At 70.3% G+C, this 23,952-nt stretch carries 22 protein-coding genes; 12 read left to right on the forward strand and 10 right to left on the reverse strand.

Going from position 1 to position 23,952, the window contains the following annotated elements; all coding sequences use genetic code 11:
• A complete protein-coding gene (locus tag DEU34_RS08740) occupies window positions 1–1,062 on the reverse strand; it encodes a low specificity L-threonine aldolase (protein ID WP_259460092.1) in 1,062 nt (353 codons plus the stop codon).
• A gap of 85 nt (window positions 1,063–1,147) precedes the next feature.
• Here DEU34_RS08740 and DEU34_RS08745 point away from each other — a divergent pair, with 85 nt between their 5' ends.
• A complete protein-coding gene (locus tag DEU34_RS08745) occupies window positions 1,148–2,620 on the forward strand; it encodes an MFS transporter (RefSeq protein WP_121149836.1) in 1,473 nt (490 codons plus the stop codon).
• Here the strand turns inward: DEU34_RS08745 and DEU34_RS08750 are convergent, their stop codons facing one another.
• Together DEU34_RS08750 and DEU34_RS08755 are read right to left on the reverse strand one after the other, a co-directional pair.
• Complete coding sequence (locus DEU34_RS08750; protein ID WP_121149837.1) at window positions 2,621–3,331, reverse strand: SDR family NAD(P)-dependent oxidoreductase; 711 nt, start codon at window positions 3,329–3,331, stop codon at window positions 2,621–2,623.
• A 71-nt stretch (window positions 3,332–3,402) separates the two neighbouring features.
• Window positions 3,403–4,122 (reverse strand): NRDE family protein, encoded by a 720-nt coding sequence (locus tag DEU34_RS08755; protein WP_183042416.1) that lies wholly within the window; start codon window positions 4,120–4,122, stop codon window positions 3,403–3,405.
• 57 nt (window positions 4,123–4,179) lie between these two features.
• Here DEU34_RS08755 and coaBC point away from each other — a divergent pair, with 57 nt between their 5' ends.
• A complete protein-coding gene (gene coaBC / locus DEU34_RS08760; protein ID WP_121150545.1) occupies window positions 4,180–5,394 on the forward strand; it encodes a bifunctional phosphopantothenoylcysteine decarboxylase/phosphopantothenate--cysteine ligase CoaBC in 1,215 nt (404 codons plus the stop codon).
• A gap of 54 nt (window positions 5,395–5,448) precedes the next feature.
• Here coaBC and DEU34_RS08765 read toward each other — a convergent pair whose 3' ends face one another.
• Together DEU34_RS08765 and DEU34_RS08770 are read right to left on the reverse strand one after the other, a co-directional pair.
• Window positions 5,449–6,915: a DUF6421 family protein gene (locus DEU34_RS08765; RefSeq protein ID WP_121149839.1), complete on the reverse strand. Its 1,467-nt coding sequence runs from the start codon at window positions 6,913–6,915 to the stop codon at window positions 5,449–5,451.
• Window positions 6,916–7,022: 107 nt separating this feature from the next.
• Window positions 7,023–7,463: a MarR family winged helix-turn-helix transcriptional regulator gene (locus tag DEU34_RS08770; RefSeq protein ID WP_121149840.1), complete on the reverse strand. Its 441-nt coding sequence runs from the start codon at window positions 7,461–7,463 to the stop codon at window positions 7,023–7,025.
• A 208-nt stretch (window positions 7,464–7,671) separates the two neighbouring features.
• Between DEU34_RS08770 and DEU34_RS16255 the strand changes: the two genes are divergently transcribed.
• The gene (locus DEU34_RS16255) at window positions 7,672–12,870 is read left to right on the forward strand and encodes a lamin tail domain-containing protein (protein WP_183042417.1); all 5,199 of its coding nucleotides are present in this window, start codon (window positions 7,672–7,674) and stop codon (window positions 12,868–12,870) included.
• 77 nt (window positions 12,871–12,947) lie between these two features.
• Here the strand turns inward: DEU34_RS16255 and DEU34_RS08785 are convergent, their stop codons facing one another.
• Window positions 12,948–14,372, reverse strand: coding sequence for an HNH endonuclease signature motif containing protein (locus DEU34_RS08785; protein WP_121149841.1), 1,425 nt, complete (start codon window positions 14,370–14,372; stop codon window positions 12,948–12,950).
• Window positions 14,373–14,755: 383 nt separating this feature from the next.
• Here DEU34_RS08785 and DEU34_RS08790 point away from each other — a divergent pair, with 383 nt between their 5' ends.
• From DEU34_RS08790 to DEU34_RS16260, 4 genes are all read left to right on the forward strand, one after another.
• The gene (locus tag DEU34_RS08790) at window positions 14,756–16,138 is read left to right on the forward strand and encodes a potassium transporter TrkG (RefSeq protein WP_310793507.1); all 1,383 of its coding nucleotides are present in this window, start codon (window positions 14,756–14,758) and stop codon (window positions 16,136–16,138) included.
• Window positions 16,131–16,829: a TrkA family potassium uptake protein gene (locus DEU34_RS08795; RefSeq protein WP_220659940.1), complete on the forward strand. Its 699-nt coding sequence runs from the start codon at window positions 16,131–16,133 to the stop codon at window positions 16,827–16,829. The genes DEU34_RS08790 and DEU34_RS08795 overlap by 8 nt, the downstream gene beginning before the upstream one ends.
• Before the next feature lie 64 nt (window positions 16,830–16,893).
• On the forward strand, window positions 16,894–17,247 hold the full coding sequence (locus tag DEU34_RS08800; protein ID WP_121150549.1) for a PadR family transcriptional regulator: 354 nt from the start codon (window positions 16,894–16,896) through the stop codon (window positions 17,245–17,247).
• Window positions 17,244–18,599: a hypothetical protein gene (locus DEU34_RS16260; protein ID WP_183042418.1), complete on the forward strand. Its 1,356-nt coding sequence runs from the start codon at window positions 17,244–17,246 to the stop codon at window positions 18,597–18,599. The genes DEU34_RS08800 and DEU34_RS16260 overlap by 4 nt, the downstream gene beginning before the upstream one ends.
• A gap of 185 nt (window positions 18,600–18,784) precedes the next feature.
• Here DEU34_RS16260 and DEU34_RS08815 read toward each other — a convergent pair whose 3' ends face one another.
• Window positions 18,785–19,225, reverse strand: a complete 441-nt coding sequence (locus DEU34_RS08815) for an SRPBCC family protein (protein ID WP_121149845.1) — start codon at window positions 19,223–19,225, stop codon at window positions 18,785–18,787.
• A gap of 97 nt (window positions 19,226–19,322) precedes the next feature.
• On the opposite strand from DEU34_RS08815, the gene DEU34_RS08820 reads away from it, so the two are divergent.
• Together DEU34_RS08820 and DEU34_RS08830 are read left to right on the forward strand one after the other, a co-directional pair.
• On the forward strand, window positions 19,323–20,147 hold the full coding sequence (locus DEU34_RS08820) for a phosphotransferase family protein (protein ID WP_259460093.1): 825 nt from the start codon (window positions 19,323–19,325) through the stop codon (window positions 20,145–20,147).
• A 137-nt stretch (window positions 20,148–20,284) separates the two neighbouring features.
• Window positions 20,285–20,578 (forward strand): hypothetical protein, encoded by a 294-nt coding sequence (locus DEU34_RS08830; protein WP_121149846.1) that lies wholly within the window; start codon window positions 20,285–20,287, stop codon window positions 20,576–20,578.
• A gap of 6 nt (window positions 20,579–20,584) precedes the next feature.
• Here the strand turns inward: DEU34_RS08830 and DEU34_RS08835 are convergent, their stop codons facing one another.
• Window positions 20,585–20,905, reverse strand: coding sequence for a hypothetical protein (locus DEU34_RS08835; protein WP_121149847.1), 321 nt, complete (start codon window positions 20,903–20,905; stop codon window positions 20,585–20,587).
• A gap of 28 nt (window positions 20,906–20,933) precedes the next feature.
• Window positions 20,934–21,929 carry a GTP-binding protein gene (locus DEU34_RS08840; protein WP_121149848.1) on the reverse strand — a complete coding sequence of 332 codons (996 nt, stop codon included), beginning with the start codon at window positions 21,927–21,929 and terminating at the stop codon, window positions 20,934–20,936.
• 85 nt (window positions 21,930–22,014) lie between these two features.
• Here DEU34_RS08840 and ykgO point away from each other — a divergent pair, with 85 nt between their 5' ends.
• The 3 genes from ykgO (at window position 22,015) to DEU34_RS08855 (ending at window position 23,633) form a co-directional block, all read left to right on the forward strand.
• Window positions 22,015–22,137 carry a type B 50S ribosomal protein L36 gene (gene ykgO / locus DEU34_RS08845; RefSeq protein WP_121149849.1) on the forward strand — a complete coding sequence of 41 codons (123 nt, stop codon included), beginning with the start codon at window positions 22,015–22,017 and terminating at the stop codon, window positions 22,135–22,137.
• Window positions 22,138–22,239: 102 nt separating this feature from the next.
• Window positions 22,240–23,193, forward strand: coding sequence for a DMT family transporter (locus tag DEU34_RS08850; protein ID WP_121149850.1), 954 nt, complete (start codon window positions 22,240–22,242; stop codon window positions 23,191–23,193).
• Window positions 23,190–23,633 (forward strand): GNAT family N-acetyltransferase, encoded by a 444-nt coding sequence (locus DEU34_RS08855; protein WP_259460094.1) that lies wholly within the window; start codon window positions 23,190–23,192, stop codon window positions 23,631–23,633. The genes DEU34_RS08850 and DEU34_RS08855 overlap by 4 nt, the downstream gene beginning before the upstream one ends.
• Before the next feature lie 6 nt (window positions 23,634–23,639).
• Here DEU34_RS08855 and DEU34_RS08860 read toward each other — a convergent pair whose 3' ends face one another.
• Window positions 23,640–23,861 (reverse strand): hypothetical protein, encoded by a 222-nt coding sequence (locus tag DEU34_RS08860; protein ID WP_121149851.1) that lies wholly within the window; start codon window positions 23,859–23,861, stop codon window positions 23,640–23,642.
• Between the last annotated feature and the right edge of the window lie 91 nt (window positions 23,862–23,952).

Raw genomic sequence — 23,952 nt, forward strand, 5'->3', positions numbered from 1 at the left:
TCAGGTGAGCTCGGCCACCGCGGCGACGAACGCATCGACGTCGTGCTCGGTCGTGTCGAAGCTGCACATCCAGCGCACCTCGCGACGCTTCTCGTCCCAGTCGTAGAAGCGGAATCGCTCGCGCAGGCGGTCGGCGACGCCCTCGGGGAGCACGGCGAACACGCCGTTGGCCTGCGTGGGCTGTGTGAAGGACACCCCGGTGATGGATCCGTCGGCGATGCCGGCCTCGACACCGGCGCGCAGGCGCTGCGCCATCGCGTTCGAGTGTCGGGCGTTCTGCAGCCAGAGGTCGCCGTCGAGCAGCGCGATGAGCTGCGCCGAGACGAAGCGCATCTTGCTCGAGAGCTGCATGTTGAGTTTGCGCAGGAAGGGGAGGCCCTCGGATGCTGCGGGGTCGAGCACGACCACGGCCTCGCCGATCATGGCGCCGTTCTTCGTGCCCCCGAAGCTCAGCACGTCGACGCCGGCGTCGCGGGTGAAGGCGCGCAGCGGCACGTCGAGCGCGGCGGCGGCGTTGGCGATGCGCGCGCCGTCGAGGTGCAGGCGCATCCCGAGCGGGTGGATGTGGTCGGCGATCGCGCGGATCTCGTCGGGAGTGTAGAGCGTGCCCAGCTCGGTCGTCTGGGTGATCGAGACGACCAGGGGCTGCGCGCGGTGCTCGTCGCCCCATCCCCACGCCTCCCGGTCGATCAGCTCGGGGGTGAGCTTGCCGTCGTCGGTCGGGACGGTGAGGAGCTTGATCCCGGCGACCCGCTCGGGCGCGCCGCCCTCGTCGACGTTGATGTGGGCGGTCGACGCGGTGACCACGGCGCCCCAGCGGGGGAGCATGGACTGGAGGCCCACGACGTTGGCGCCCGTGCCGTTGAACACCGGGAACGCCTCGACGCCCTCGCCGAGGTGGCCGACGAACACCTCCTGCAGGCGTCTCGTGTAGACGTCCTCGCCGTAGGCGACCTGGTGGCCGTCGTTGGCTGCGGCGATCGCCGCCAGTACCTCGGGGTGCACTCCGGAGTAGTTGTCGGAGGCGAAGCCGCGCACGGCCGGATCGTGGATGGTGGTCACGGCAACCCAGCCTAGGCGCGCTGCCCCGACGGATGCGCTCGCATGGACGCTCGCCGATGTCGGATCCGGTCGATACCCTTCCCTCATGTCCGCCCGTCCCGACGACCCCGGAGCGCCGCTCACGGCGCCGACGTCGGTGCTGCCGCCGGCGAGCGGGCCGCGCACCTTCGCGCAGATCCTCGTCAACACCGCCGTGGCGAACGTCACCACGAGCTACCTCTGGTTCGCGCTGACGTTCTGGGTCTACATCGAGACCGAGTCGGTGCTGGCGACCGGCATCATCGGCGGCGCCTACATGCTGCTGCTCGCCGTGTTCGCGATGCTCTTCGGGTCGATCGTCGACCGCAACCGCAAGCACCGCGTGATGGTGTTCTCCAGCGTCGTGACCCTGGTGGCGTTCGTGGTCGGGGGCACGCTCTACCTCCTCTTCCCCGAGAGCTCGCTGCTCGATCTCACCGGTCCGTGGTTCTGGCTCTTCTCGGGCATCATCCTGTTCGGCGCGGTCATCGAGAACATGCGCAACATCGCGCTGTCGACCACGGTCACGCTGCTCATGCCCGTCGAACGTCACGCCAACGCCAACGGGCTCGTGGGCACGGTGCAGGGCATCGCCTTCGTGGTCACGAGCGTGTTCAGCGGTCTGTCGATCGGGCTCCTCGGCATGGGGTGGACGCTGGCGATCGCCGTGGCGATGACGCTCGTCGCGCTCGTGCACCTCCTGACTCTGCGCATCCCCGAGGACAAGCCCTCGCTCGACGGCCAGAAGCGGTCGGGGATCGACCTGCGCGGCAGCGTCTCGGCCGTGATGGCCGCGTCGGGGTTGTTCGCGCTCATCATCTTCTCGACGTTCAACAACCTGATCGGCGGCGTCTACATGGCGCTGATGGATCCCTACGGCCTCGAGATGTTCAGCGTCGAGGTGTGGGGCGCGGTGCTCGGCGTCTCGGCGACCGGCTTCATCGCCGGCGGGCTGTTCATCGCCAGGTTCGGGCTCGGCAAGAACCCGATTCGCACGATGCTGCTGGTCGTCATCGGCATGGGCGTGCTCGGGATGGTGTTCACCATCCGCGAGTGGTGGTGGCTCTACGCCGTGGGCATCTTCGTGTACATGGCCCTCGTCCCGGCCGTCGAGGCGGCGGAGCAGACGGTGATCCAGCGGGTGGTGCCGTTCCGGCAGCAGGGCCGCGTGTTCGGATTCGCGGCGGCCTTCGAGTCGGCCGCCGCTCCCGTCACGGCGTTCCTCATCGCCCCTCTCGCGGAGTTCCTGATCATCCCGTACATGAACGACGACAGCGGGCGCGCCACGTGGGGCTGGCTGCTCGGGGACGGCGAGGCGCGAGGGATCGCGCTCGTCTTCGTCGGCGCGGGTCTCGTGATGGTCGTGCTCGGGGTGCTGGCCTTCCTCACCCGGTCGTACCGCATCCTGTCGGTGCAGTATCAGCAGGCTCCGGAACCGGTCGAGGGTGACGCCGCGGCCGAGACGACCCCGAACGCGCCGACTCCGAAGACGGCGACGGCTGAGACCGCTCCGGCTACGCCGCGGCCCGAGAAGCGCTGATCAGCCGCCGTCTTCGAGCTCGACGACGACGTCGTTCCAGTCTTCGGCGTCGTCCGACCACAGGGCGATGAAGGCGTCGGCGAGCGCTCCTTCGAGTCCGTCCAGGCTCTTGGCCCGGAAGATCACCGCGGCCGCGCTCAGCGCGCGCGCATCATCACGGGCCGCCTTCGCGAACCCCTGCCCGACGGCGCGGGTCCATGCCTCGCTCGCGGCCTTCACAGCGGCGTAGTTCGCGCCGCCGGCGAGGGGTCGGGCCACCGCGGTCGACGAGACGATCGCCAGGCGACCGGCCGAGGAGCCCCGGAGGTCGGCGTCGAAGGCGCGGGAGACGAATCGGAGCGCGGTCAGCGAGCGCTCGAGAACGCGGAAGTCGCTGTCGCTCTGCCCGGCGAGTCCGCCGCCGCCGCGCCATCCGCCCACGAGATGCAGCACGCCGTCGACGACGCCGATCTCGTCGTGCACGGTGCGGGCGAGGTCGGCGACGGCGTCTTCGTCGGTGAGGTCGACGGCGATCGTGAGGGCTCCGGGGGCCTCGGCGACCACGGTCGCGAGTTTCTCCGGATCGCGGCCCGCCACGACCACGCGCGCGTCGGCGCGGGTCAGCGCGACGGCCGCCGCCCTGCCGGCCGCGCTCGTTCCGCCGGCGAGCAGGATCGTTCGACCGGCGACTCCGGGAGCGGATGCGGCGGGGGGAGCGACGTCGTTGTCCATCGCCCCAGTCTCCCAGTGCGGCACTGCGGCTTCACCCCCCTGCGGCTGCACCCCCGACGGGTGCGGACGCGTCAGTCGGACGCGTGGTGCAGGGTGGGGCGATTCCACGCGCCCGGTGCGTCGAGCTCGCCGTAGACGATGTCGACGCCGCTCCCGTCGATCGTTGCGGCGCACATGAGCAGCGACAGCGTCGGGATCCCGTGCGGGCGGTTGTCGCGCACGATCGCGCGGTCATCGGTCGGGGGCAGCGCCGCGCTCCGCTCGAGCACCGCGAGCCACTCGGCGTACCAGGGGCCGTCGGCGGCGTCGCTGGGCGCGGCGTCGAACGCGGTCAGCCACTCCGCGATCCGCGGGGTCTGTGCGTCGTCGACCTCGTCGTGGGCGATCATGTGCACGCCCGGGTCGAGCCGGACGGAGCGCACCGCATCGCCGTCCCACGACGTCACCCGCGCTCCGCTCGCGTCGATGTCGACCAGGTTGAACCCGTGCGTGGGCGGGACGGCGACGGGGGGCCGCCCGGCGACGGCGTCGAGCACGACGGCGCCCCGCGAACCGGTGGCGCCCTCGACCTCGTGGCGATTCAGGATCACCGACACGCGCGAGCGGGCGGAGTCGGCGGCGAGCCAGGCACCCCCGGCCCGCGCGTCGCGCACGCCGACGACCCCGGGGTGCGAATCGGGCCACCACGGGCCGAGCGGATCCCACGCCCGTCGGGGGTCCTCATCGCGGATCGCGAGCATCCGCACGGGCTCGTCGGTGTGCGCGGGCACGCGCACGATCACCGTGCACACGGGGGCTCCGGCGTCATGTCTGGCTCCTCGTCGGGGCGGGCGTGGAAGGATGGGCGGGTGTTCATCGTCGTGGGGGTCACCGGCGGTATCGCCGCGTACAAGAGCGTGCACCTCGTGCGTCTGCTCGTCACCAGCGGTCATGACGTGCACGTCGTCCCCACGGACGACGCCCTGCGTTTCGTCGGGCTCACCACGTGGGAGGCGATCAGCCGCCACCCCGTCACCACCAGTGTGCACGACGACGTCGCCGAGGTGCGTCACGTCGCGCTCGGCCGCTCGGCCGACCTCGTGATCGTCGCCCCGGCCACCGCGAACACCCTGGCCGGCATGGCCGCGGGCCTCGCGAAAGACCTCCTGGGCACGACGCTCCTGGCAACCTCCGCCCCGGTGCTGGTGGCCCCGGCCATGCACACGGAGATGTGGAACCATCCCGCGACCCGGGCCAACGTCGACACGCTCCGCGCTCGTGGGGTGCACGTGGTCGGCCCGGAGAGCGGACCGCTGACCGGGGGAGACTCCGGCCCCGGGCGCATGTCGGAGCCCGATGCGATCGCCGGCGCGGCCCTCGCGCTCCTCGCGCCTCGCGCCGATCTCGACGGCCTCGCCGTCGCCGTCTCCACGGGCGGCACGCGCGAGCCGATCGATCCGGTCCGATTCCTCGGGAACCGATCGAGCGGCCGCCAGGGGGCGGCCGTCGCCCTCGCCGCGGCCGACCGCGGCGCACGGGTGGTGCTCGTCGCCGCCCACGTCGACGACGGGGCGCTCGCCGAGGCGGCTCTGCACCCCCGCATCCGCATCGAACGGGTCGGCACCGCCGCCGAGCTCGACGTGGCGATGGAGCGCGAGGCCGTCACCGCCGACGCGGTCGTGATGGTCGCCGCCGTCGCCGACTATCGCGCCGCGCACGTGCCCGACCGCAAGCTCAGCAAGGAAGACGCCGCGGGCCCGGGCCTGACCCTCGAGCTCGTGCGCACGCCGGACGTGCTGGCCGGGCTCGCCGAGCGCCGTCGCGTGGCACAGACGATCGTCGGGTTCGCCGCCGAGACCGCCGCCGACGACGATGACCTCCTCGCGCGCGCCCGCCGCAAGGCGGCGCGCAAGGGCGTCGACCTGCTCGTCGCGAACGACGTCGCCGGCGCGACGGGATTCGGCACCGCCGACAACGACGTGGTCGTGATCGATGGTGCCGGCGAGGTGGTCGCGCGGGCACGCGGCACCAAGCGCGAAGTCGCCGACGCCCTCTGGGACGCCGTGCTCACGCGGCGCGGCTGAGCGTCCGCAGCATCCGTCATCCGCGAAGACGAGGATGCCGCGGACGCCCGCCCGTCAGGCGTCGTCGGCGCGGATCCCGGCGGTCGACTCGATCACCGGGCGCATCTTCTTCTCCAGCGCCTCGTAGAACATCGACAGCGGGAACTCGTCGTCGCGCACGGCGTCGGTGAACCCTTTCGGGGGGCCCGCCAGCACGTCGGCGGGGAGTCCGCGCGCCCACGCCGACGCGGGGTGCGGCTCGAGCGTGCCCCGTACGAGCTCGTAGGCCGCGAGCCAGTGCGTCGTCTTCGGGCGGTCGATCGAGCGCCAGTACAGCTCGTCGATCGCATCGCCGAGGGCGACGACGGCGGCCGGCACCTCGTTCCAGTCGAACGCGAGCGACGTGTCGGTCCAGTGGAGCACGCCGCGCTGGTGCAACCAGGCGAACAGCAGCTGTCCGCCGACGCCGTCGTAGTTGCGCACGCGGGTGCCCGTGATCGCGAACCGGAAGATCCGGTCGAAGATCACGGCGTACTGCACGAGGGCGGCGTGCTCGAGCATCGACTGCTCCGCCGCGTCCAACGGAAGCGCCGGTTCGCCGACGGCGAGGGCGTCGACACGGTCCTGCAGCCGCCGTTGGATCGCCACGCATTCGCGGAACGCGGTGAGATCGCACCGCAACTCCTCGAGCGAGTACAGGAAGTACGGCATCCGCTGCTTGATCATGAACGGGTCGAACGGCAGGTCGCCGCGCATGTGCGTGCGGTCGTGGATGAGGTCCCACATCACGAACGTCTGCTCGGTCAGCGCGGGGTCCTCCAGCATCCGTGCGGCGTCATCGGGCAGGTCGAGCTTCGTGATCTCGGCGGCGGCGCGCACCACACGGCGGTATCTGGCGGCCTCGCGGTCTTGGAAGATCGCGCCCCACGTGAACGGTGGTACCTCGCGCATCGACACGGTCTCGGGGAACAGCACGGCGGAGTTCGTGTCGTACCCGGGGGTGAAGTCGACCAGGCGCAACGAGACGAAGAGGCGGTTGGTGTACTCCGTCTCGAGGCGCGCGATGAAGTCCGGCCAAATCGTTTCGACGAGCACCGCCTCCACGAGGCGGCGTGGCGAGCCGTTCTGCGTGTACATGGGGAAGACGACGAGGTGGCGCGCACCGTCGACCCGGTGCAGCTGCGGCTGGAAGGCGACCAGCGAATCGAGGAAGTCGGGTATCCCGAACCCTCCGGCACGCCACGTGCCGAAATCGGCGACGGATGCCGTCAGGTAGGCCGCGTCGGTGGGGAACCGCGGTGCGAGCTTCTCGATCGCCGTCGTGATCGTCGCGACGTGGGCGCTCGCCGCCGGGTGGTGCGACGCATCCGGGATCGAGCCGTCCTCGGCCTGCAGCTGCTGCAGCGCGATCGCCGCGGCCTTCAGCGAGAGCCACTCGGCGCTGTCTTCGACGGCGCCGGATCCGACCGTGGAGGCGTCCTCGACGACCTCGGGTTCGCCGATGATGACCTTCTCGGTGCGGAGAGGGTGCGTGATGGACATGGAACCTCCGATCCTCGGACTCGAGTCGTAGCAGCGCGGGCGGCTCCGACATCGTCGACGGTGTGCCCTCTCAGGCTACTCGTCGGCGCAGATCGGAAGCGGGCCGGTCAGGGGCGGGGTCGCGGGGCGCGCAGCTTCGAGGCGAGGTCGCGCAGCTGGGCGAGTTCTTCGTTCGAGAGGAGCGACATGCGCCGGGCGATGGATGCGCCGTGGATCGAGGCGACACGTCGGAACGACGAGACACCGGCCTCGGTGGCACGAACCAGGGTGCCGCGCCCGTCGTCGGGGTCGGGGCACTTCGACAGCAGCCCGTTCGCGACCATGCGGTCGACCAGCCGCGAGACGCTGGGCTGGCTGATGAGCATGTTGGCGGTCACGTCGCGGAGCCGCGCTGTCATGTCGTCGCCGCGGGTGACCGTGAGCAGCACGTCGTACTCCGCCTGCGACATGTCGCTGTCGTCGAAATCGCCGCGCAGTTCGTCGAACACCTCGTGCTGGGCTCGGAACAGGCTCTCCCAGGCCTCCACAGCGAGGCGGCGATCTGTCATGCCTTCCAGATTACGGGTCGGACGCCGGCGGGGGGCGATGGCGGGGCGGTCGGATGCGGCGTGATATGCCGTCGCGCGTATCACACCGAGGTGACGCGTCTCGTCACCTCCCGGCCATCTTCTCCCCCTCCGTGGTTCACGGTCGAGCCTTGATGCGCCCGTACGTTCGGTCGCGTTTGCACTCCTCCCCCTGGAAGGCCTGGTCTTCGTGCCCTTTTCCCGATCCCTCCCCGCAGTAGGCATCGTCGCCGCGCTGGTATCCGTTCTCGCGCTGGCCCCGTCGGCGACAGCGGCCCCGGCTCCCGCGCCGTCGATCATCGTGACCGAGATCGTCGGCGACAACGTCGGTGTCGACACCTACGAGTACATCGAGGTGCGCAACACCGCGGACACCGCGATCGATCTCGCCGCATCCGGCATCGCGTTCGCCTACTCCTACGTCGACTCCGACGCGCGAGACCGCGATGTGCCGCTCACCGTCGCAGAGCCGCTCGTTCTGGACGGCGGCGAGACCGCCGTGCTGTGGCTGAGCTACACGAGCACATCGGTCGACTCCTTCGCGCGCTCGATCGAGGAGTTCCGTGCGTACCACTCCGTGCCCGCCGACACCCAGGTGGTACGGGTCACGGGGCAGGCCGGCATCGCGAACGCGGGCGACCGCGGCATCCGCGTCGTTCAGGGCGACACGCTCATCTCGTGGTCGCACAATCCCGCCGGCGGGTTCGGCGGCGACCTCGCAACGCACTTCCGGCTGCCCCAGGACGCGGCCGACCTCGGGCTCGAGGCGCTGAGCACCTCGGCACCTCGCTCGCCCGGTGTGGTCGACCCCGGAGCGCTCGTGCGCCCGACGCCCGAGCCCGAGCCCGAACCCGAGCCCGAGCCGGGCGAGGAGAGCCCGTGGCCGCTCGTCGTCACCGAGATCGCACCCGACAACGTCTCGTTCGACGACTACGAGTTCTTCGAGGTGCACAACACCACCGCAGCAGACATCGATCTGAACGCGGGGTACTCCTTCCGATACGGCTCCGACCAGTCGGACGCCGTGGACGGCGGTGTCGAACTGGTCGTCGGCGGTGACACCGTCGTGAGTGCGGGAGAGACGATCGTCTACTGGCTCAGCTACACGTCCGGCAACGTCGACTCGTTCGCCAAGACCGAGGAGCAGTTCCGCGCGCAGTGGAGCGTGCCCGCCGAGACCCGCGTGGTGCGGGTGTCGGGGCAGCCCGGTATGGCCAATGGCGGAGACCGCGGCATCCGGATCATCCGCGACGGACAGCTCGTCAGCCGGTCGTTCTACCCCGCCGGCTCCGTCGGGGTCGACCTGACGGCGCACTTCGCCCTGCCCACGACACGCGCATCCAAGGCGCTCGACCTGTTCGCGTCGAAGGCGGCTCCCAGCCCCGGCGTCGTCGACCCGGCCGCTCTCGTCGTGCCCGCCGAGGAACCCACCCCGACTCCGGACCCCACCGAGACGACGCCGCCGGTCGACGAACCGTTCGACTCGACGCCCGGGTTCGACCCGCAGCCCGACGCCGGGGTGACGACCGCGGCACTGCAGGTGACCGAAGTGCTGCCCGACTCCCGCATCAACCTCGCCGGGTCCGACGCGTACGAGTTCATCGAGGTCTACAACGCGAGCGATTCCGCGATCGACTTCTCGGACTACTCGATCACCTACCTCTACCCCGACAACGGTACGTCGGTGCTGTGGCCGGCCGTCCCCGGCGACGTCGAGATCGCCCCCGGACAGACCCTGGTCTTCTGGATCAAGAACGGCGGAAACGCGGCGCTCGGCGCGGCGGACTTCAACGCAGCGTTCGGCACGTCGCTCACGATGGGCGAGAACCTGGTCGAGATCACCAGCGCGGGCATGGCCAACGGCAGCGCCCGCGGCATCGAGGTGGCGACCAACACCGGTCACACCGTCAGCCGCGCGCTGTACAACATGAACCTGCCGACCAAGGATGTGCAGCCGGATCAGGGGATCCGCTACATCGCGGGGGAGGAAGATGCCGCGCAGGCCCGCCTGCTCGACGTCGCTCCCGCCACTCCCGGCACGGTGCAGGCCGATCAGGTGCCGGCCGGTCTGCAGATCGTCGCCGCCGACACCGTGGCGCCGACGATCGTCGACCGCACCGCCGACTCCATCGACCCCGCGGCCGACTTCGCGATGACCTTCGAGATCGCCGACGACGTCGACGCCCGCACGGCGACCCTGACGCTCGCGAACGACGTCGACCCCGGTTCGCGCACCATCAACCTGCGCGACAACGGCGAGGGCGTCTACACCTCCGTCGTCCCCGCCGTCGACCTGACCGGCAAGGCCTGGTACGAGTACTCCGTGCTGGTGAGCGACGGCACCAACCAGACGACGCTCGAGACGACCCGCGTGGCCGTCGACGGGGTCGACACCTCGCCCGTGCGCCTCAACCTCGACGACGACCAGTTCGTCTCGGGGGTCACCGAGGTGATCGCCGCCGGTGAGAGCTACCCCTCCACCGTGCAGCTGTCGATCGGCGGCGAGCAGGTCGCGACCGAGCCGAGCCTGGAGCGCGCGCCCGTCTTCGCCTTCGAGGTGTCGGGGGTCAACTTCTATTTCAAGAACGGCGTGCTCGTCGGCGAGGGCGACGATCGCGATGTGCTGCGCATCTTCGATCACACGATCAACGACTGGGAGACCCTCACCACCGCCGTGCCGTTGGAGCACGTGCGTCAGGGTGATGAGCTCGTCGTCAGCGTGTGGGCCGGCACCAAGAAGGCGCCGGAGATCGACCTCGGCGAGAACAACGACGATTTCGACATCCGCGGCCTCCGGCTCATCCTCCCTGACGGGCGCACCCTGACCCCGAGCGGCTACGACGACCCGTCGAAGGTGCTCGGCATGGGTGACAGCGTCAACGGTTCGGGCGGGCCTACCGGAAAGCTCGACTACTTCGACGCGCGGTTCACCCTGCCCGCGGATGCCTTCTCGGCGGTGTCGACCGCATGGAACACCGCGTCTGCGGTGGACGGGCCGGTCGAGATCGTCGCGTCCGACGGCGACGACACCGCCACTCGCCGCGTGGCGGTCGACAACACGGCACCGGTCGTCACCTCCGCGGTCGACGACGAGTACCGGGGCGAGTTCGTCCTCGACGCATCCATCACCGATGCCGGAGCCGGCGTCGCCTCGAGCACCGTCACCCTCGACGGTGAGGCGATCGAGCTGCCCTTCACCACCTCGTCGGTGACCCTGAGCCCCGGCGACCACGTCATGGAGGTCACGGCGGCCGACGCCCTCGGCAACTCCACGACCTGGTCGGCGACTTTCCGCACCTATGAGGAGCAGCCGTCCTCCGAGGTCGTCGCGCCGACCGATGGCGCCGAGGTGAAGGCCGGCGACGTGACGCTGCGCGCCACGGTGGATGACCCTATGGGCGACGTGCTCGACGTGCAGTTCCTCGAGGGCGAGCGGTTCGATCTTTCCGACGCCGAGGTGACCGCGCAGTCGGGCACCGTCAACGATGCGCGCGACACTCGCCGTGAGGCGGTCGGGGTGTTGTCGGCCGATGAACTGCGGGCGCTCGCGCCGCTGGACGGAGTCGGAACCGACGTCTCATCGTCGACCGAGTTCCCGTACCAGCTGTTCGACGTCTCGGTGGGCGACGACGTCGCGGGCTCGCAGGTGCGCACCACGTGGCAGGGGCGCGCGAACGCCGACGCGACCGTCTTCCTCTACGCGCTCCGCGGCGACGGCTCGGGCTGGGACGAGGTCGACCGCCACGTCGCGACGGCGGACGGCGAGCAGTTCGAGCTGTCGGGGATCGTCACGGCGGCCGACCATCTGCGCGACGGCACGGTGCGGATGCTGGTGCAGCACTCGGAGGGATTCGCCGGCAAGGACCTGAGCACTCGCGACTCGGTGATCACGCCGAACAACCCCGACGACGTGGCGCGGTCGGACTACGACTTCACCCTCGCGTGGGAGTCGGACACCCAGTACTACAACGAGAACACCGTGGCCGGTAACCCGTTGAAGCACCAGGAGGCGATCCACTCGTACCTGCTCGACCAGCGCGACGAGCTCAACCTGCAGTACCTGTTCCACACCGGCGACATCGTCGACGACTGGGACCAGGAGTACCAGTGGAAGGACAACGCCGACCCGCAGTACGCGCGTCTGGATGAGGCGGGTCTGCCGTACGGCGTCCTCGCCGGCAACCACGACGTCGGATCGGAACTGGCCGACTACAGCGAATACGCGAAGTGGTTCGGCGCGGCCCGGTTCGCGGGCAACCCCTGGTACGGCGAGAGCTACCAGGACAACCGCGGACACTACGACCTGATCTCGGCCGGCGGCATCGACTTCATCATGGTCTACCAGGGATGGGGGCCCGGCGATGAAGAGATCGACTGGATGAACGAGGTGCTCGCGCGGTACCCCGATCGGGTCGCGATCCTCGCGCAGCACGAGTTCATCCTCACCACGGGCGGTCTCGGCGACATCCCGCAGCGCATCCTCGACGAGGTCGTGGCCACCAACCCGAACGTCAAGATGGTGTTCTCGGGCCACTACCACGACGCCCTCACCCGTGAGGACTCGTTCGACGACGACGGCGACGGGGTCAACGACCGCACCGTGTACTCGATGCTGTTCGACTATCAGGGTCTGCCCGAGGGCGGCCTCGGGTACCTCCGCCTGCTGCACTTCGACAACGAGGGCGAGAAGATGATGGTGCGCACCTACTCGCCGTCGCTCGATGACTACAACTCCGACGACGCGGGCCTGCTCGACCCGGTCATCGATCCGAGCGACCCGTACGTGCACCAGCAGTTCGAGCTGACGTACGACCAGCTCGGTATCGTGCCAGGCGTACGCACCCTGGGCACCGACTCGTTCACCGCCGAGGTGCTCTCCCCGACGCAGATCGCCTCGTTCGAGAACGTCGCGAGCGGCACCACGGTGGAGGCGACGTGGTCGGTGACGCAGCTCGGCGAGCACGGCTGGTACGTGCGCACGACCGATCCGTACGGTGCGGTCGACTACTCGCCGGTGTCGACGTTCACGGTGGTCGACGCCGCCGTGGAGCCCGAGCCGGAGGAGCCGGGTACGGGTGAGCCGGGAACGGGTGGGCCCGGTACGGGTGAGCCGGGTACGGGTGAGCCGGGAACGGGTCAGCCGGGAACGGGTGGGCCCGGTACCGGTCAGCCCGGGACGGGTGAGCCGGGTTCGGGAGGTTCCGGATCGGGTGACGCGGGTGGTTCGAGCGGCTCGGGTCCTGCGGCAGGCACGGCGGACGGCGGTGACCGCGATCTGGCGACCACGGGCTCCGACGCGGCCGATCTCGCTCCGTGGGTATTCGGGGCGTTCGGGCTCGCGCTCGCCGGGGCTCTCCTCCTCCTGCTGCGTCGTCGTCGGGTGAACTAGACGACGTCGAGGAATCGGGCGGCGGATGCTGCGGGCTCACCACGGCTCGCAGCATCCGCTGCTCTGCTGCCGTCAGGTCAGGCGCCCGGGGCTGCCCTCGACAGGGCGGATAGTCGTCGGTGCGGCGAGCCCGCGGTCGTGCGCCATCGTTGGGCGGGGTCGATCCAACGCGGGGCCCTGATCCATGGCACGCCGTGCACCATCCGGATCTCCCACCCGGCGGTGTCGATCGTCCGGTGATGGTGCCAACACAGCAGGACGCCGTTGTCGGTATGGGTCGGGCCGCCCTGCGCGGCGGGTCTCACATGATGCACCTCGCACCACGCGGCGGGAACGTGGCATCCGGGAATGATGCACTCGCCGTCTCGCACTGCGATGGCGCGCCGCGTGTGAGCGGGGAAGATGCGCTGCGGCGAGCCGAGCTCGACGATGCGCCCGTCGGTCGCGATCACAAGGCGTTGCACCGCTCCGGCGCACCCGACGTGGCGGGCGACGGAGATGGGCACGGCGCCGGTGTCGTGCGCACCCGCGATGAAGGCGACACCGTCGGGGCGGGCGAGCTGCTCTTCCGACGCGGTCACGACGAGAGTCGGGGCGGCGCCACCCAGGAGCGGCGCGTCTTTCGCTCCCGCGGCGACGTGCAGCACCCCTGACAGAGCGTCGTGGCGCCGCTGGGCCTGCGTGCGCGGGTCGATCAACGGGTCGCCGCCGTCGAACGCCGCGTCGTCGGGGACGAAGGTCGGGCCGGCCGTCACGCGCGGGTTGAGGTAGGCGTCGATCATCCGCTGGAGCTGCGCGGCGACCTCGGGTAGGAGGTCGCCGCGCATCGGAACGATCCCGTCGCGCTCGCGGCCGATCGAGAGGGACCGACGACGTTCTGCGCGATCGCGGTCGGGCAGGGCGCCGTCGGGGTCGAGGTGGAGCGCCCAGACCTTCGCCATGATCGTGACCTCGTCGGCGGAGACCGCCGGAGATGCGGACGTGCCCGTCGCCGCGTCGACGAGGGCCTGCTCGGCGGCATCGATCTCGTCTGCGTCGACACCGCGATCGCGAAGGGGGATGAGCGCGTCGGCGATCGCGTCGGCGGCATCGGTGCCGATCTCGCCCGAGAGCACAGCGGCGCGTACATGATCGAGAGTCGCAGGCAGACTCTCGCCCGTCAGCGATATCCGGAGGCGCAGGGGCGACGCGGCCTTCAGGCGGCGGCGTGCCGTTGCGCTCGACACGAGCGTCACCCGCTCGATCAATTCGGACGCCGAGCGGCATCCGCGCACCCGGGCGAGGATCTCGTCACCGCGTTCGGGTCGTGAGCGGTGGCCGATCTCTCCCGCGATATCGAGCCGCAGCGCATCGATGAGTCGTCCGAGGGACTCGGCGTCGGCGGCCATGTCGAGCAGGCGGTCGTCGTCGGCACCACGGATTCCGCGACCCTCGAGCATCGGCGCCACCGCGATGCGGAGCGCATCGAGGGCCTCGCCGATCTCGGTTCGTCGGTGTGTCATGCATACATTCTGACGGGGGCCTCCGACATCGTCAGGCCCAGATCAGAGGCACAATCACCCCGGTGGAAAACGCGGCGCACGGCCGGCCTGGGGAGGAGACGAAGACGCGTCGGGGGAACAAGTAAGGGCCGGTCGGAGAGGCTTCCGACCGGCCCTTGTCCCTTGCACCAAGAGTGTCCTGCAATCACATGTTCGGTAGCTGCCACAGCAAAACAACTACCGTTCCTGAACTCTATAACGGCGAGGTAACGGAAGGGAAGGCCTGCCGTTATGTTTCTGTGATTATTTTTCACGACGCTCGTGACGTCGGTTCGCGTGCGCGCGTCTGGAGACCGACGCGCCGAACGCAGACGCAAAGCCGTGAGATCGTTGGCTGTGCGTGGATGGCAATGTCCGAAGGGGTCGCGGTAGCGCGGATGGCGGTCACTCGATTCTCCACGGCGCTGTCCCGGATCCGACCCGGTCAGGCGATCACCATCGCGTTCGGCGCGGTTCTCGCCGTGGGCACCGCGCTTCTTCTGTTGCCGATCTCGGTGCAGGGGCGTGGGGCGACCTTCATCGAGGCGCTCTTCACCGCGACCAGTGCGCTCTGCGTCACCGGGCACATCGTCGTGGATACGCCGCTCTTCTGGTCGCCGTTCGGACAGGTCGTGATCCTCGCCCTCATCCAGATCGGCGGCTTCGGGGTGATGTCGCTCGCGACCCTTCTGGGGCTCCTTGTCGCGCGGCGGCTCGGGCTGCGAACGCGGCTCACCGCCGTCAGCGAGACGCATACCGTCGCTGTCGGTGACGTTCGCCGCGTGCTCAGCGGTGTTGCGCTCATCACCCTCACCGTCGAGGTCGCCGTCGCGCTCGTGCTGACGCTGCGGTTCTGGGGCGGCTACGGCGAGGAGCCGGGGCGGGCGGTCTGGCTGGGCGTCTTCCACGCCGTGTCGTCGTTCAACAACGCCGGGTTCGCACTCTTCAGCGACAACCTCATGGGGTTCGTAGCGGATCCGTGGATCTGCCTGCCGATCTGCGCCGCGGTCATCCTGGGCGGGCTCGGCTTCCCGGTCATCATGGAGCTGCGAAAGCGGCTGGTCATGCCGCGCAAGTGGACGCTGAACACCATCACCGTCGTCATCGGCACGCTCGTGCTCCTGGTGGCGGGAGCCATCGCTCTGACGGCGCTGGAATGGGCGAATCCCGCCACTCTCGGCGCTCTGGATCCGGCAGGCCGCGTGCTCGCCGGGTTCACAGCATCCGTCATGCCCCGAACCGCCGGATTCAATTCGATCGACGTCTCGCAGATGCGCGACGAGAGCTGGTTCGTCACCGACATCCTCATGTTCATCGGCGGGGGGCCGGCGGGAACGGCGGGAGGGCTGAAGATCACCACGTTCGCGGTGCTGTTCTTCATCGTGATCGCCGAACTGCGCGGCGATACCGCCGTCAACATGTTCGGCAAGCGCCTCCCGCGCTCCACCCACCGCGAGGCGTTGACCGTCGCGCTCCTGTCACTCGCCCTCGTGGTCGCGTCGACCCTCGCGATCATGCTGATGACCCCCTACGGATTCGATCGCGTCGTGTTCGAGGTCATCTCGGCCTTCGCGACGGTGGGTCTGTCGACCGGGATCACCGCGAGTCTTCCACCTGCCGCGCAGCTCATACTCATCGTGCTGATGTTCATCGGCAGGCTCGGGCCTGTTCTGCTGGGCTCGGCCTTGGCACTGTCCGTTCAGAAGCGTCAGTACGAACTCCCGAAGGAGCGTCCGATCATTGGATAAGTCGACCCACCTCTTCACGCGACGTCGCGGGCGCCCCGGCTCGGCGTCCTCCGTGGTCGTGATCGGCCTCGGACGCTTCGGCGGTGCCCTGGCGACCGAACTGGCACGCTCCGGCACCGAGGTGCTGGGCATCGACGCCGACGAAGACATCGTCCAGTCGCTCAACGGCGTGCTGACCCACGTCGTCCGCGCCGACTCCACGCGGCAGGTGGCGCTCGATCAGCTCGGTGTCGCCGACTTCGATCGGGTCGTGGTCGGTATCGGCTCCGATATCGAGGCGAGCATCCTCACGGCCTCGCTCCTCAAGCGCATGGGGGTCCGCTCCATCTGGGCGAAGGCCATCAGTGAGCAGCACGGCCTCATTCTGGAGCAGCTGGGCATCGAGCACGTCATCTTCCCCGAGGCCGACATGGGGCGTCGCGTGGCGCACCTGGTGCGCGGCTCGATGCTCGACTACGTCGAGTTCGACGACGATCTCGTCGTCGCCAAGACGATCGCCCCGCAGGAGATGGTCGGGCAGACCCTCGAGCAGTCCGCGGTGCGCCGGCGCCATGGCATCACCGTCGTCAAGATCAAGACGTCTGACGGCCAGTGGCATGCCGCCGGTGCTTCGTCGCTCGTGTCTGCGGGCGACACCCTCATTGTGATCGGGCCCGTGGAGCGCACCGAGCGCTTCGCCTCGCTTGTCTGAGCCGCCTCGCTCCCTGAGACGGCTCGGGTAGTAATACTCTTTCCCGTGGAGTATGGTCGCTGGCATGAGCGCGCACCTGACCCCGCCGGTCTTCTGGATCCTCGCCTCGTTGGCGACTCAGCGGCGCCACGGCTACGACATTCTCCGTGCGACCCAGGAGGCATCGGGCGGCGACGTCTCCCTGCGGGTTACGTCGCTGTACGCCGCGCTGGAGCGCATGGAACGCGAGGGTCTGATCGTCGTCGACGGCGAGGAGGTCGTCAACGGGCGCACCCGGCGATACTTCCGCATCTCGCCGATCGGCTCTTCGCGACTCGACGCGGAAGTCACGCGGATGGAGAGCGCGGCAAGAGCGGCGCGGGCGAGCATGGCGACGCGCGCTCCCGTGCTGGGCACCTCGATGGCGGCGCGGGCATGACCCCGTCGACGCAGGAGCGCTATCGGCGCCTGCTGCGCTGGTACCCGAAGGCCTGGCGGACGGAGAACGAAGATGTCGTTCTCGGAACGCTGCTGGATGTCGCCGACGGGCGTGGGGGCATCGGGCCGTCGGTGCGCGAACGGTGGTCGGTGATCGTCCACGGTCTCGGAACGCGCATGGACGTTCGTGCGGCGCTCGGCGCCTCCCTGGTCGGCCTCCTCCTCGCGGCGGTCGCCGGCGGCCTCGCGGTGTGGGGCACGGAGCCCGTTGCGAAGTCGGGTCTGTCCTGGCTTCCGCCCCTCCTGACCGTGTGCGCCATCCCCGTCCTCGCAGCATTCGGGTTAATTGCGATCGCGCGTCAGCGCGGGATCGTCTCGCCTCCGCGGGCGATCGTCGCGGTCGTCCTCTCTTTCGCCGCCCTCTCGCTGGCCTTCGTCGCCTCCCAGGCGTGGGGGCTCGCGTTCGACCTCGCGGACGAGGGAGAGGCCCCGACCGGCCTCGCCGCTGCGTTCGCGGCGATCTTCATCGCGGCCTGGCTCACCGGGGCGGCGGCGATCGCTGCGTTCTTGGGCGCGGTGCTCGCGCGCAGCGGGGTGCCGGTGGGGTTCGCTCTCGTCGTCGCCGCGGTCTGCGGCGCAATCGCTGCCCCGGTCGTGGGTGTGTCGCTCCTCTCGCCGACGGTCTCCACGATCGCGGTGGCGGGGGTCGCTGTCCTGTCTCTCGCTCTGCTGCGCCCCCGACGGGATGCCGCCCCTGTGAGCTCAGCAACAGCCCCGGTGCCCGTCAGAACCCTTCGACTCGCGCGGGGTCTTGCGATCATCGGCCTCGCGGGGGGCCTTCTCGGCATCGCCTACGCGGTGACCGGCGCGTCGTGGTCGCCCGGCGCGACCGATGGCACCGAGGCGATGGCTCACGGAATCACCGTGTCGGTCCTGGCCGGAATCCCCCTGCTGGGCGCGTTCGTCGTGGTCGGCTCCGCGCGTCGCGGCACCAGTGCGGTGATTTGGGGCCCGCCGGCGCTCCTCGCAGCCTCGCTCTGCGCGATCGCCGCGGCCTATGTGCACGCCCCCTCGTGGAGCGCGATGGCGCCGGCGCTCGCCGTGTCGGCCGCGCTCGGAGGGGCGGCCCTCGCGTGGTGGCTCGCCGCCCGCCTGCGCGGCCCCGCGGTGGCGCGGATCGTCACCGCCGCACTGCTCGGTCTCGGGTACGCCTCGTTCCTCGGCACGATGCTCGCGCCGATGGTGGCGTTCTTCGTGCCGATCGCGGCGTTCTTCTGCGCGATCTGGGGCGCGCGCGCAGCGGCACCGCGCCTCTCCGCTCGCGGTGCCGGAGAAGGCCCGATCGAAGCCTGACCCGCTGCCGCGCAGCTTCCTGCGTACGGCGGGGCGCGCCGGGTTGCTCGGGGAGTCCGAGCTGGCGGATGGGTGTCACGAGACGCGGGATTCCGGCCGACCCGCGGGCATTCCCACGCCGAAAGCCCGCGTGCGCGCGGATTGCCCGCATTTCGCGAGCACCGCGCTCTGCAACGCGTGACACGTCAGGAGCTGCCCGACTCCAGCAGCTCTCGGGCGCGGGCCAGGCCTGCGGCGAGCGTCGATGATGCGGTCTGCGCGACGATGGGCTCGACCAGCCGCAGCATCCCCGCCGGGCTGGCCTCGATCGTCGCCGTCACGCGGCACCCGTCCTCGTGCTCGGCGAAGCTGAATCGAAGCGAGGTCGGCATCGTGCCCGAGGTGCTGGTCGCGGCCATGGCCCGCGGCGGCTGGAACGTCGTCACGCGCCAGTCGAAGCTGACGGGCCGACCCATCACGTTCATCTGCGTGCGGATAGCGCTCCCCACCGTCACGGGTGGGGGTGTCAGGAGCTCCTCGGAGATGACCGACACGTCCCACCGCGCCCGATTCGCGGGGTCGGTGAGGAAGGCGAAGACCTCGCCGCGCTCGCGGCGGATGTCGACGTGCTCGGTGATGGTGAACATGCGCCCCTCCCGTGACCTCAGCCTGGCAGAGATCGATGCGGGCGGGGCCTCGAGAGGCCGACGCGGGGGCCTTCGCCGAGCCGGGTACCGTCGAAGGGTGTCGCGCTCCTTCCTCCCGCTCGCCGTCCAGACCGCCGAGGTGCTCGGTGAACCGGTCGAGCTGGTGCGGATGCTGCCCGGAGGAACTCACGCCGAGACGGCCCTGGTCGCTGCATCCGGCCGACTGCTCGTCTCGCGCCGATTTCCGGAGGGCGACGACGCGGTGCACCGCGAGGTGCGGGTGCTCGAACGGGTGCGTCCGCTCGGAGATCTCGTGCCCGAGCTCGTCGCCCACCAGGTCGACGCGGCGGGGTCGGTCATCGTGACGACCCTCGTCGACGGCGGTCCGCCGGCCCCTGCCCTCGACCCGGAGATGATCGCCCGCGAGATGGCCACCGTGCTGGCGCGGGTGCACGCCCTCGACGGGGTGGGGCTGCCGGCCGCGCCCAAGCCCCTTCCGCCGGGCGATAGCGCGATCGCGAGACGCGCGCGCATCGAGGAGCCCGATCTCGGCCCGGCCGGGCGTGTGATGGTGCACAACGACTTCTGGTGCGGAAACGCCCTGTGGCGCGACGATCGCCTCACCGGCGTCGTGGATTGGTCGGACGCGCGGTGGGGGCCGCGCGGCGTCGATGTCGCCTGGTGCCGCCAAGACCTGGTCCTGCTCGGTGCTCCCGATGCCGCGGACGTGTTCCTCCGCGCGTACGAAGACGAGACGGGGATGCTGGTCGCCGACATCCACGCGTGGGACCTCCGGGTCGGGGCGTACGCCGAGCCCGTCGTGGAGACGTGGGCCCCGAACTACGACGGGATCGGACGCGTCGACGTCACCGCGGACGTCCTGCGCCGCCGGCTCGACGAATGGAACGTCGCACTCCTCTGATCTCGATCGCGGATCGACGGAGCGCGGCGGACGGGCTCATGCGGCGACGGGCCGGCGAAGCATCGCTGCGGGACGGGCGCCGGGAATCCCCTCTATGAGCGTCACCTCCTCGAAGCCGTGGCGGCGGTACAGGCGAGGTGCGAGCCGACCCGCGTCGGTTCGAGTGCCTGGCCGCCCTCACCGCCACGGCTCGACTCTCTCCCGATCTCGTCGACGCCACCCGCGCGGAGGCGGAGGCCGACCGGCAGGAGATCGCCGATCGCGTCGCCCAGTGGAAGGGGCGCGGCGGCGTGCTCGAGGTTGATGCGGGCGACGTCGTCGCGGCCATCCAGGTCGCCGCGAACGGACTGGCTGCGTGGTGGCTCGCTTCGCGCGACGATGAGCGGGCCCCGCGGGTCGTCGCGATGCTCGCGGCGGGGATCGCGAGCTGACCGCCCTCAGTCGCCCGTCGGGCCGTCGATGATCTCGCGCATCGTCGTCAGCGAGATGGCCTCGGGGTGACCGTCGGTCAGCTCGTGGATCTCGATGGCGAGCCCGAACTGCTCGAGCAGCGCGATCGTCTTCTCCAGGCGCGGCACGACGTCGATGTGGTCGGGTCCGAACAGCTCGGCGACGAAGACCGGCTCCTCCGCCGCGATCGAGCGGCGCAGCTCGACGGTCGAGCGGCCCGTGGTGCGGTAGAGCGCCTTGAGGGCCTCGCCCGGCAGGTCGGGTGTGCCGACGATGGAGACGGACAGGGCGGTCGAGGGCTCATTCACCCGTCCATCCCACCACGCGCGCGACGCCCTACCGGGTATCGCTCTCGACATCGTTCGAGTCGTCTCTGGGCCACGGAGGGAGCGGATCGGTGAATCGGCGCCATCCCGCCGGCCCCGACGTCAGCTCGCGGTCGGTCACGGAGGCTTCGTCGAGAGCGGCGAAGAGAAGGGTTGCGTGCAGGTCGAGGCCGGTGAACGCGATGTCCTGGCCGGTCGAGGCGTCGTGCATGCTCGTCGTCAGCGGATCGAGCCACATGGCGGATCCGACGTGGTCCCACCGCGCGAGAGTGTGCGGCCGGGTCGCGATGCGGCAGAAGCCCCCCGACCGCAGGATCATGCCGAATCGTCCGGCGTCCATCTCGTCGAAGGTCCGCGAGAGCCGGCCGGGGTGGAAAGGCCTCAGTCTCTCGTACCGCACGGTGGCCACCCGGATGTCGGTCATCCAGGGGTCGTGCTCGTGGTTCAGGGAGCATACCCATCCCGCCCGTTCGGGCAGCGACGAGGGCGGCGGTGGCGACGCCTCCAGGGATCGCACATCCTCCTCGGGACTGCGCGACAGTCGCACGCGGGCATGCGGGTTCAGGTGCGATGCCAAGGCCATCAGCATCGACAGGGTCGCCGTCTCGAGCTCCTCCCACCCCACGAGGCACACGATCGAAGCCGCCTCCACGAGTGTCGCCGCGCGTCTCGCTCGCGCCCCGTGATCGCCGTCGTCGGTCCCGGGCAGCGGGTGCTCGATCAGGGGGACGCCGCTCGTGAGGTCGTCGACCATATGCGTCGCGTCGACGACGCAGATGATGGGTGGCGGAGGCATGCGGTCGGCGAGGGGGCTGTGCAGGAGATCGGCCTCGGTCGCCATCTCGGCGATGAAGGGGGCGGGTCCGAGGAGCGGAGAGGCGATCACGGTGCTGTCGCGGCTGCCGACGGTGACGACGGGCCGCCCGGTCGCGGCGGACAGTCGATCGGCGTATCGCCGCCGCTCGGGCGCGCAGACGCCGACGATGATCAGGGGATCGGGCAGCACCGGCGACCTTCTCTCGTTTTCTTGACGTGCGGAGAGCACTCACTCTAGCTTGTTAATGAGAAGAGTTATCAATAAGGGAGCCGCCATGAAAGTACGTGCATCACTGAAATCGCTCAAGAAGCAGCCGGGTGCGCAGGTGGTGCGTCGCCGGGGGCGGATCTTCGTGATCAATAAGCTCAACCCCCGTTTCAAGGGGCGGCAGGGCTGAGGTGGCCTAACCGCCCCGGGTCTCGGAGCCCAGGCCACGGGCGCGCGAGTGGCTACCTCCGTCGACGCGGTCGGCTGCGCTCGCATCCGGCACACTCGGACGATGTCGTCCCCACGCCCCGCGCCGTCCGCGACCCTCGCCCGGGGCCTCGGGTGGGGGATGCTGGGCGTGACCGCCTTCTCGTTCACGGTGCCGCTCACGCACATCGCCGTCGAGACGCTGCCGCCCGTCTTCGTCGGTGCGGGGCGAGCGGTGGTCGCCGCCGTCCTCGCCGCCATCGCGCTGGTCGTCACGCGGCAGCGTCGGCCCTCGGCCCGGCAAGCGGCCCGGCTCGCCGTGGTCGCCGCGGGCGTGGTCGTCGGGTTCCCGATGCTGACCTCCCTCGCTCTGACGTCGGCGTCGGCCAGCCATGGCGCGGTCGTCATCGCCGTGCTGCCGGCAGCCACGGCCGTCGCCGCGGTCGTGCGCGGACGCGAGCGCCCCTCGCGATCGTTCTGGATCGCGGCGGGGCTGGGCGCGGTCGCCGCGATCGCGTTCGCCGCGGTCAACGGAGGGGCGTTCGCTCCTCTGCAGGTATCCGACCTGCTGCTGCTCGCGGCGGTGGTCGCCGCGGCGATCGGATACGCCGAGGGAGGGATGCTGGCGCGTGAGCTCGGATCGTGGCAGACCGTGTCGTGGGCACTGGTGCTCGCCTCGCCGCTGATGATCGCGCTCACGGCGGGATCGGCGTGGGCCGCCGCGCCCGTGTCCGCGCCGCCGGAGGCATGGCTGTCGTTCGCCTACCTGTCGGTGGTGAGCATGTTCCTCGGGTTCTTCGCCTGGTACCGCGGGCTCGCGATAGGTCCGATGGCGCAGGTCAGCCAGGTGCAGCTCGTGCAACCCGTGCTCACCCTGGCGTGGGCGGCGCTCATCCTCCACGAGCACATCACGGCGCTCACTGTGATCGGCGGGCTGGCGGTGATCGCGTGCGCCGCAATCGCGGTACGCACGCGAGCGCGTCCGACGGGCGGGCGTCGCGACGAACGCGGCGCGTCGCAGGGTAGCGTCGGAGCGTGACCGTCGACTACGTTCTCGCACCCGTCGCCGAGATGGACCCGCTGACCCTCTACCGCGTGCTGTGGCTGCGAGTCGGCGTCTTCGTCGTCGAGCAGGAGGCGGCCTATCCCGAGATCGACGGGCGCGACATCGAGCCCGGTGCGGAGATGATGTGGGCCGAGGCGGACGGCGACGTCGTCTCGACGCTGCGGGTGCTCTCCGAGCCCGACGCGATGCGCATCGGCCGGGTCGCGACGGCGGCGTCGGCGCGGGGGAGGGGCGTCGCGGCCGAACTCATGCGTCGCGCCGTCGCGCGATGCGAGGAGCGGGCGCCGCACCTGCCGATCGTGCTCGACGCGCAGGCGCAACTCGAGGGGTGGTACGCCCGCTTCGGCTTCGCGGTCGCGGGCGAGCCGTTCTCGGAGGACGGCATCCCGCACCTTCCGATGCGTCGGGGCTAGCGTTCGCTACAGCTCGATGCCGTTGCTCTCGTCGTTGACGCCGGAGTTGCGGCCTCGCCACGATTCGTAGGCGATGAGCCAGCCGATGGAGACGACGGCCGCGAGCACCAGGCCGAGCCACACATTTCCGAAGACGAGGCCGAACAGCACGCCGAGCGCGAGCACCAGCACCGTTCCGAGAAGCCAGTTCGTACGGCCGCGGGGCCATCCGGTGCGGGGTTCGCTCATGCGCCCAGCTTAGGGCGAAGGGTCGCATCCGTCTCGCCGGCTGCGGCACGCGCTCGCGGTCTCACCGTCGGCGGGCCGGTGCGTCCGGCGT

The organism is Microbacterium sp. AG1240 (assembly GCF_003635115.1).
Classification (GTDB): domain Bacteria; phylum Actinomycetota; class Actinomycetes; order Actinomycetales; family Microbacteriaceae; genus Microbacterium.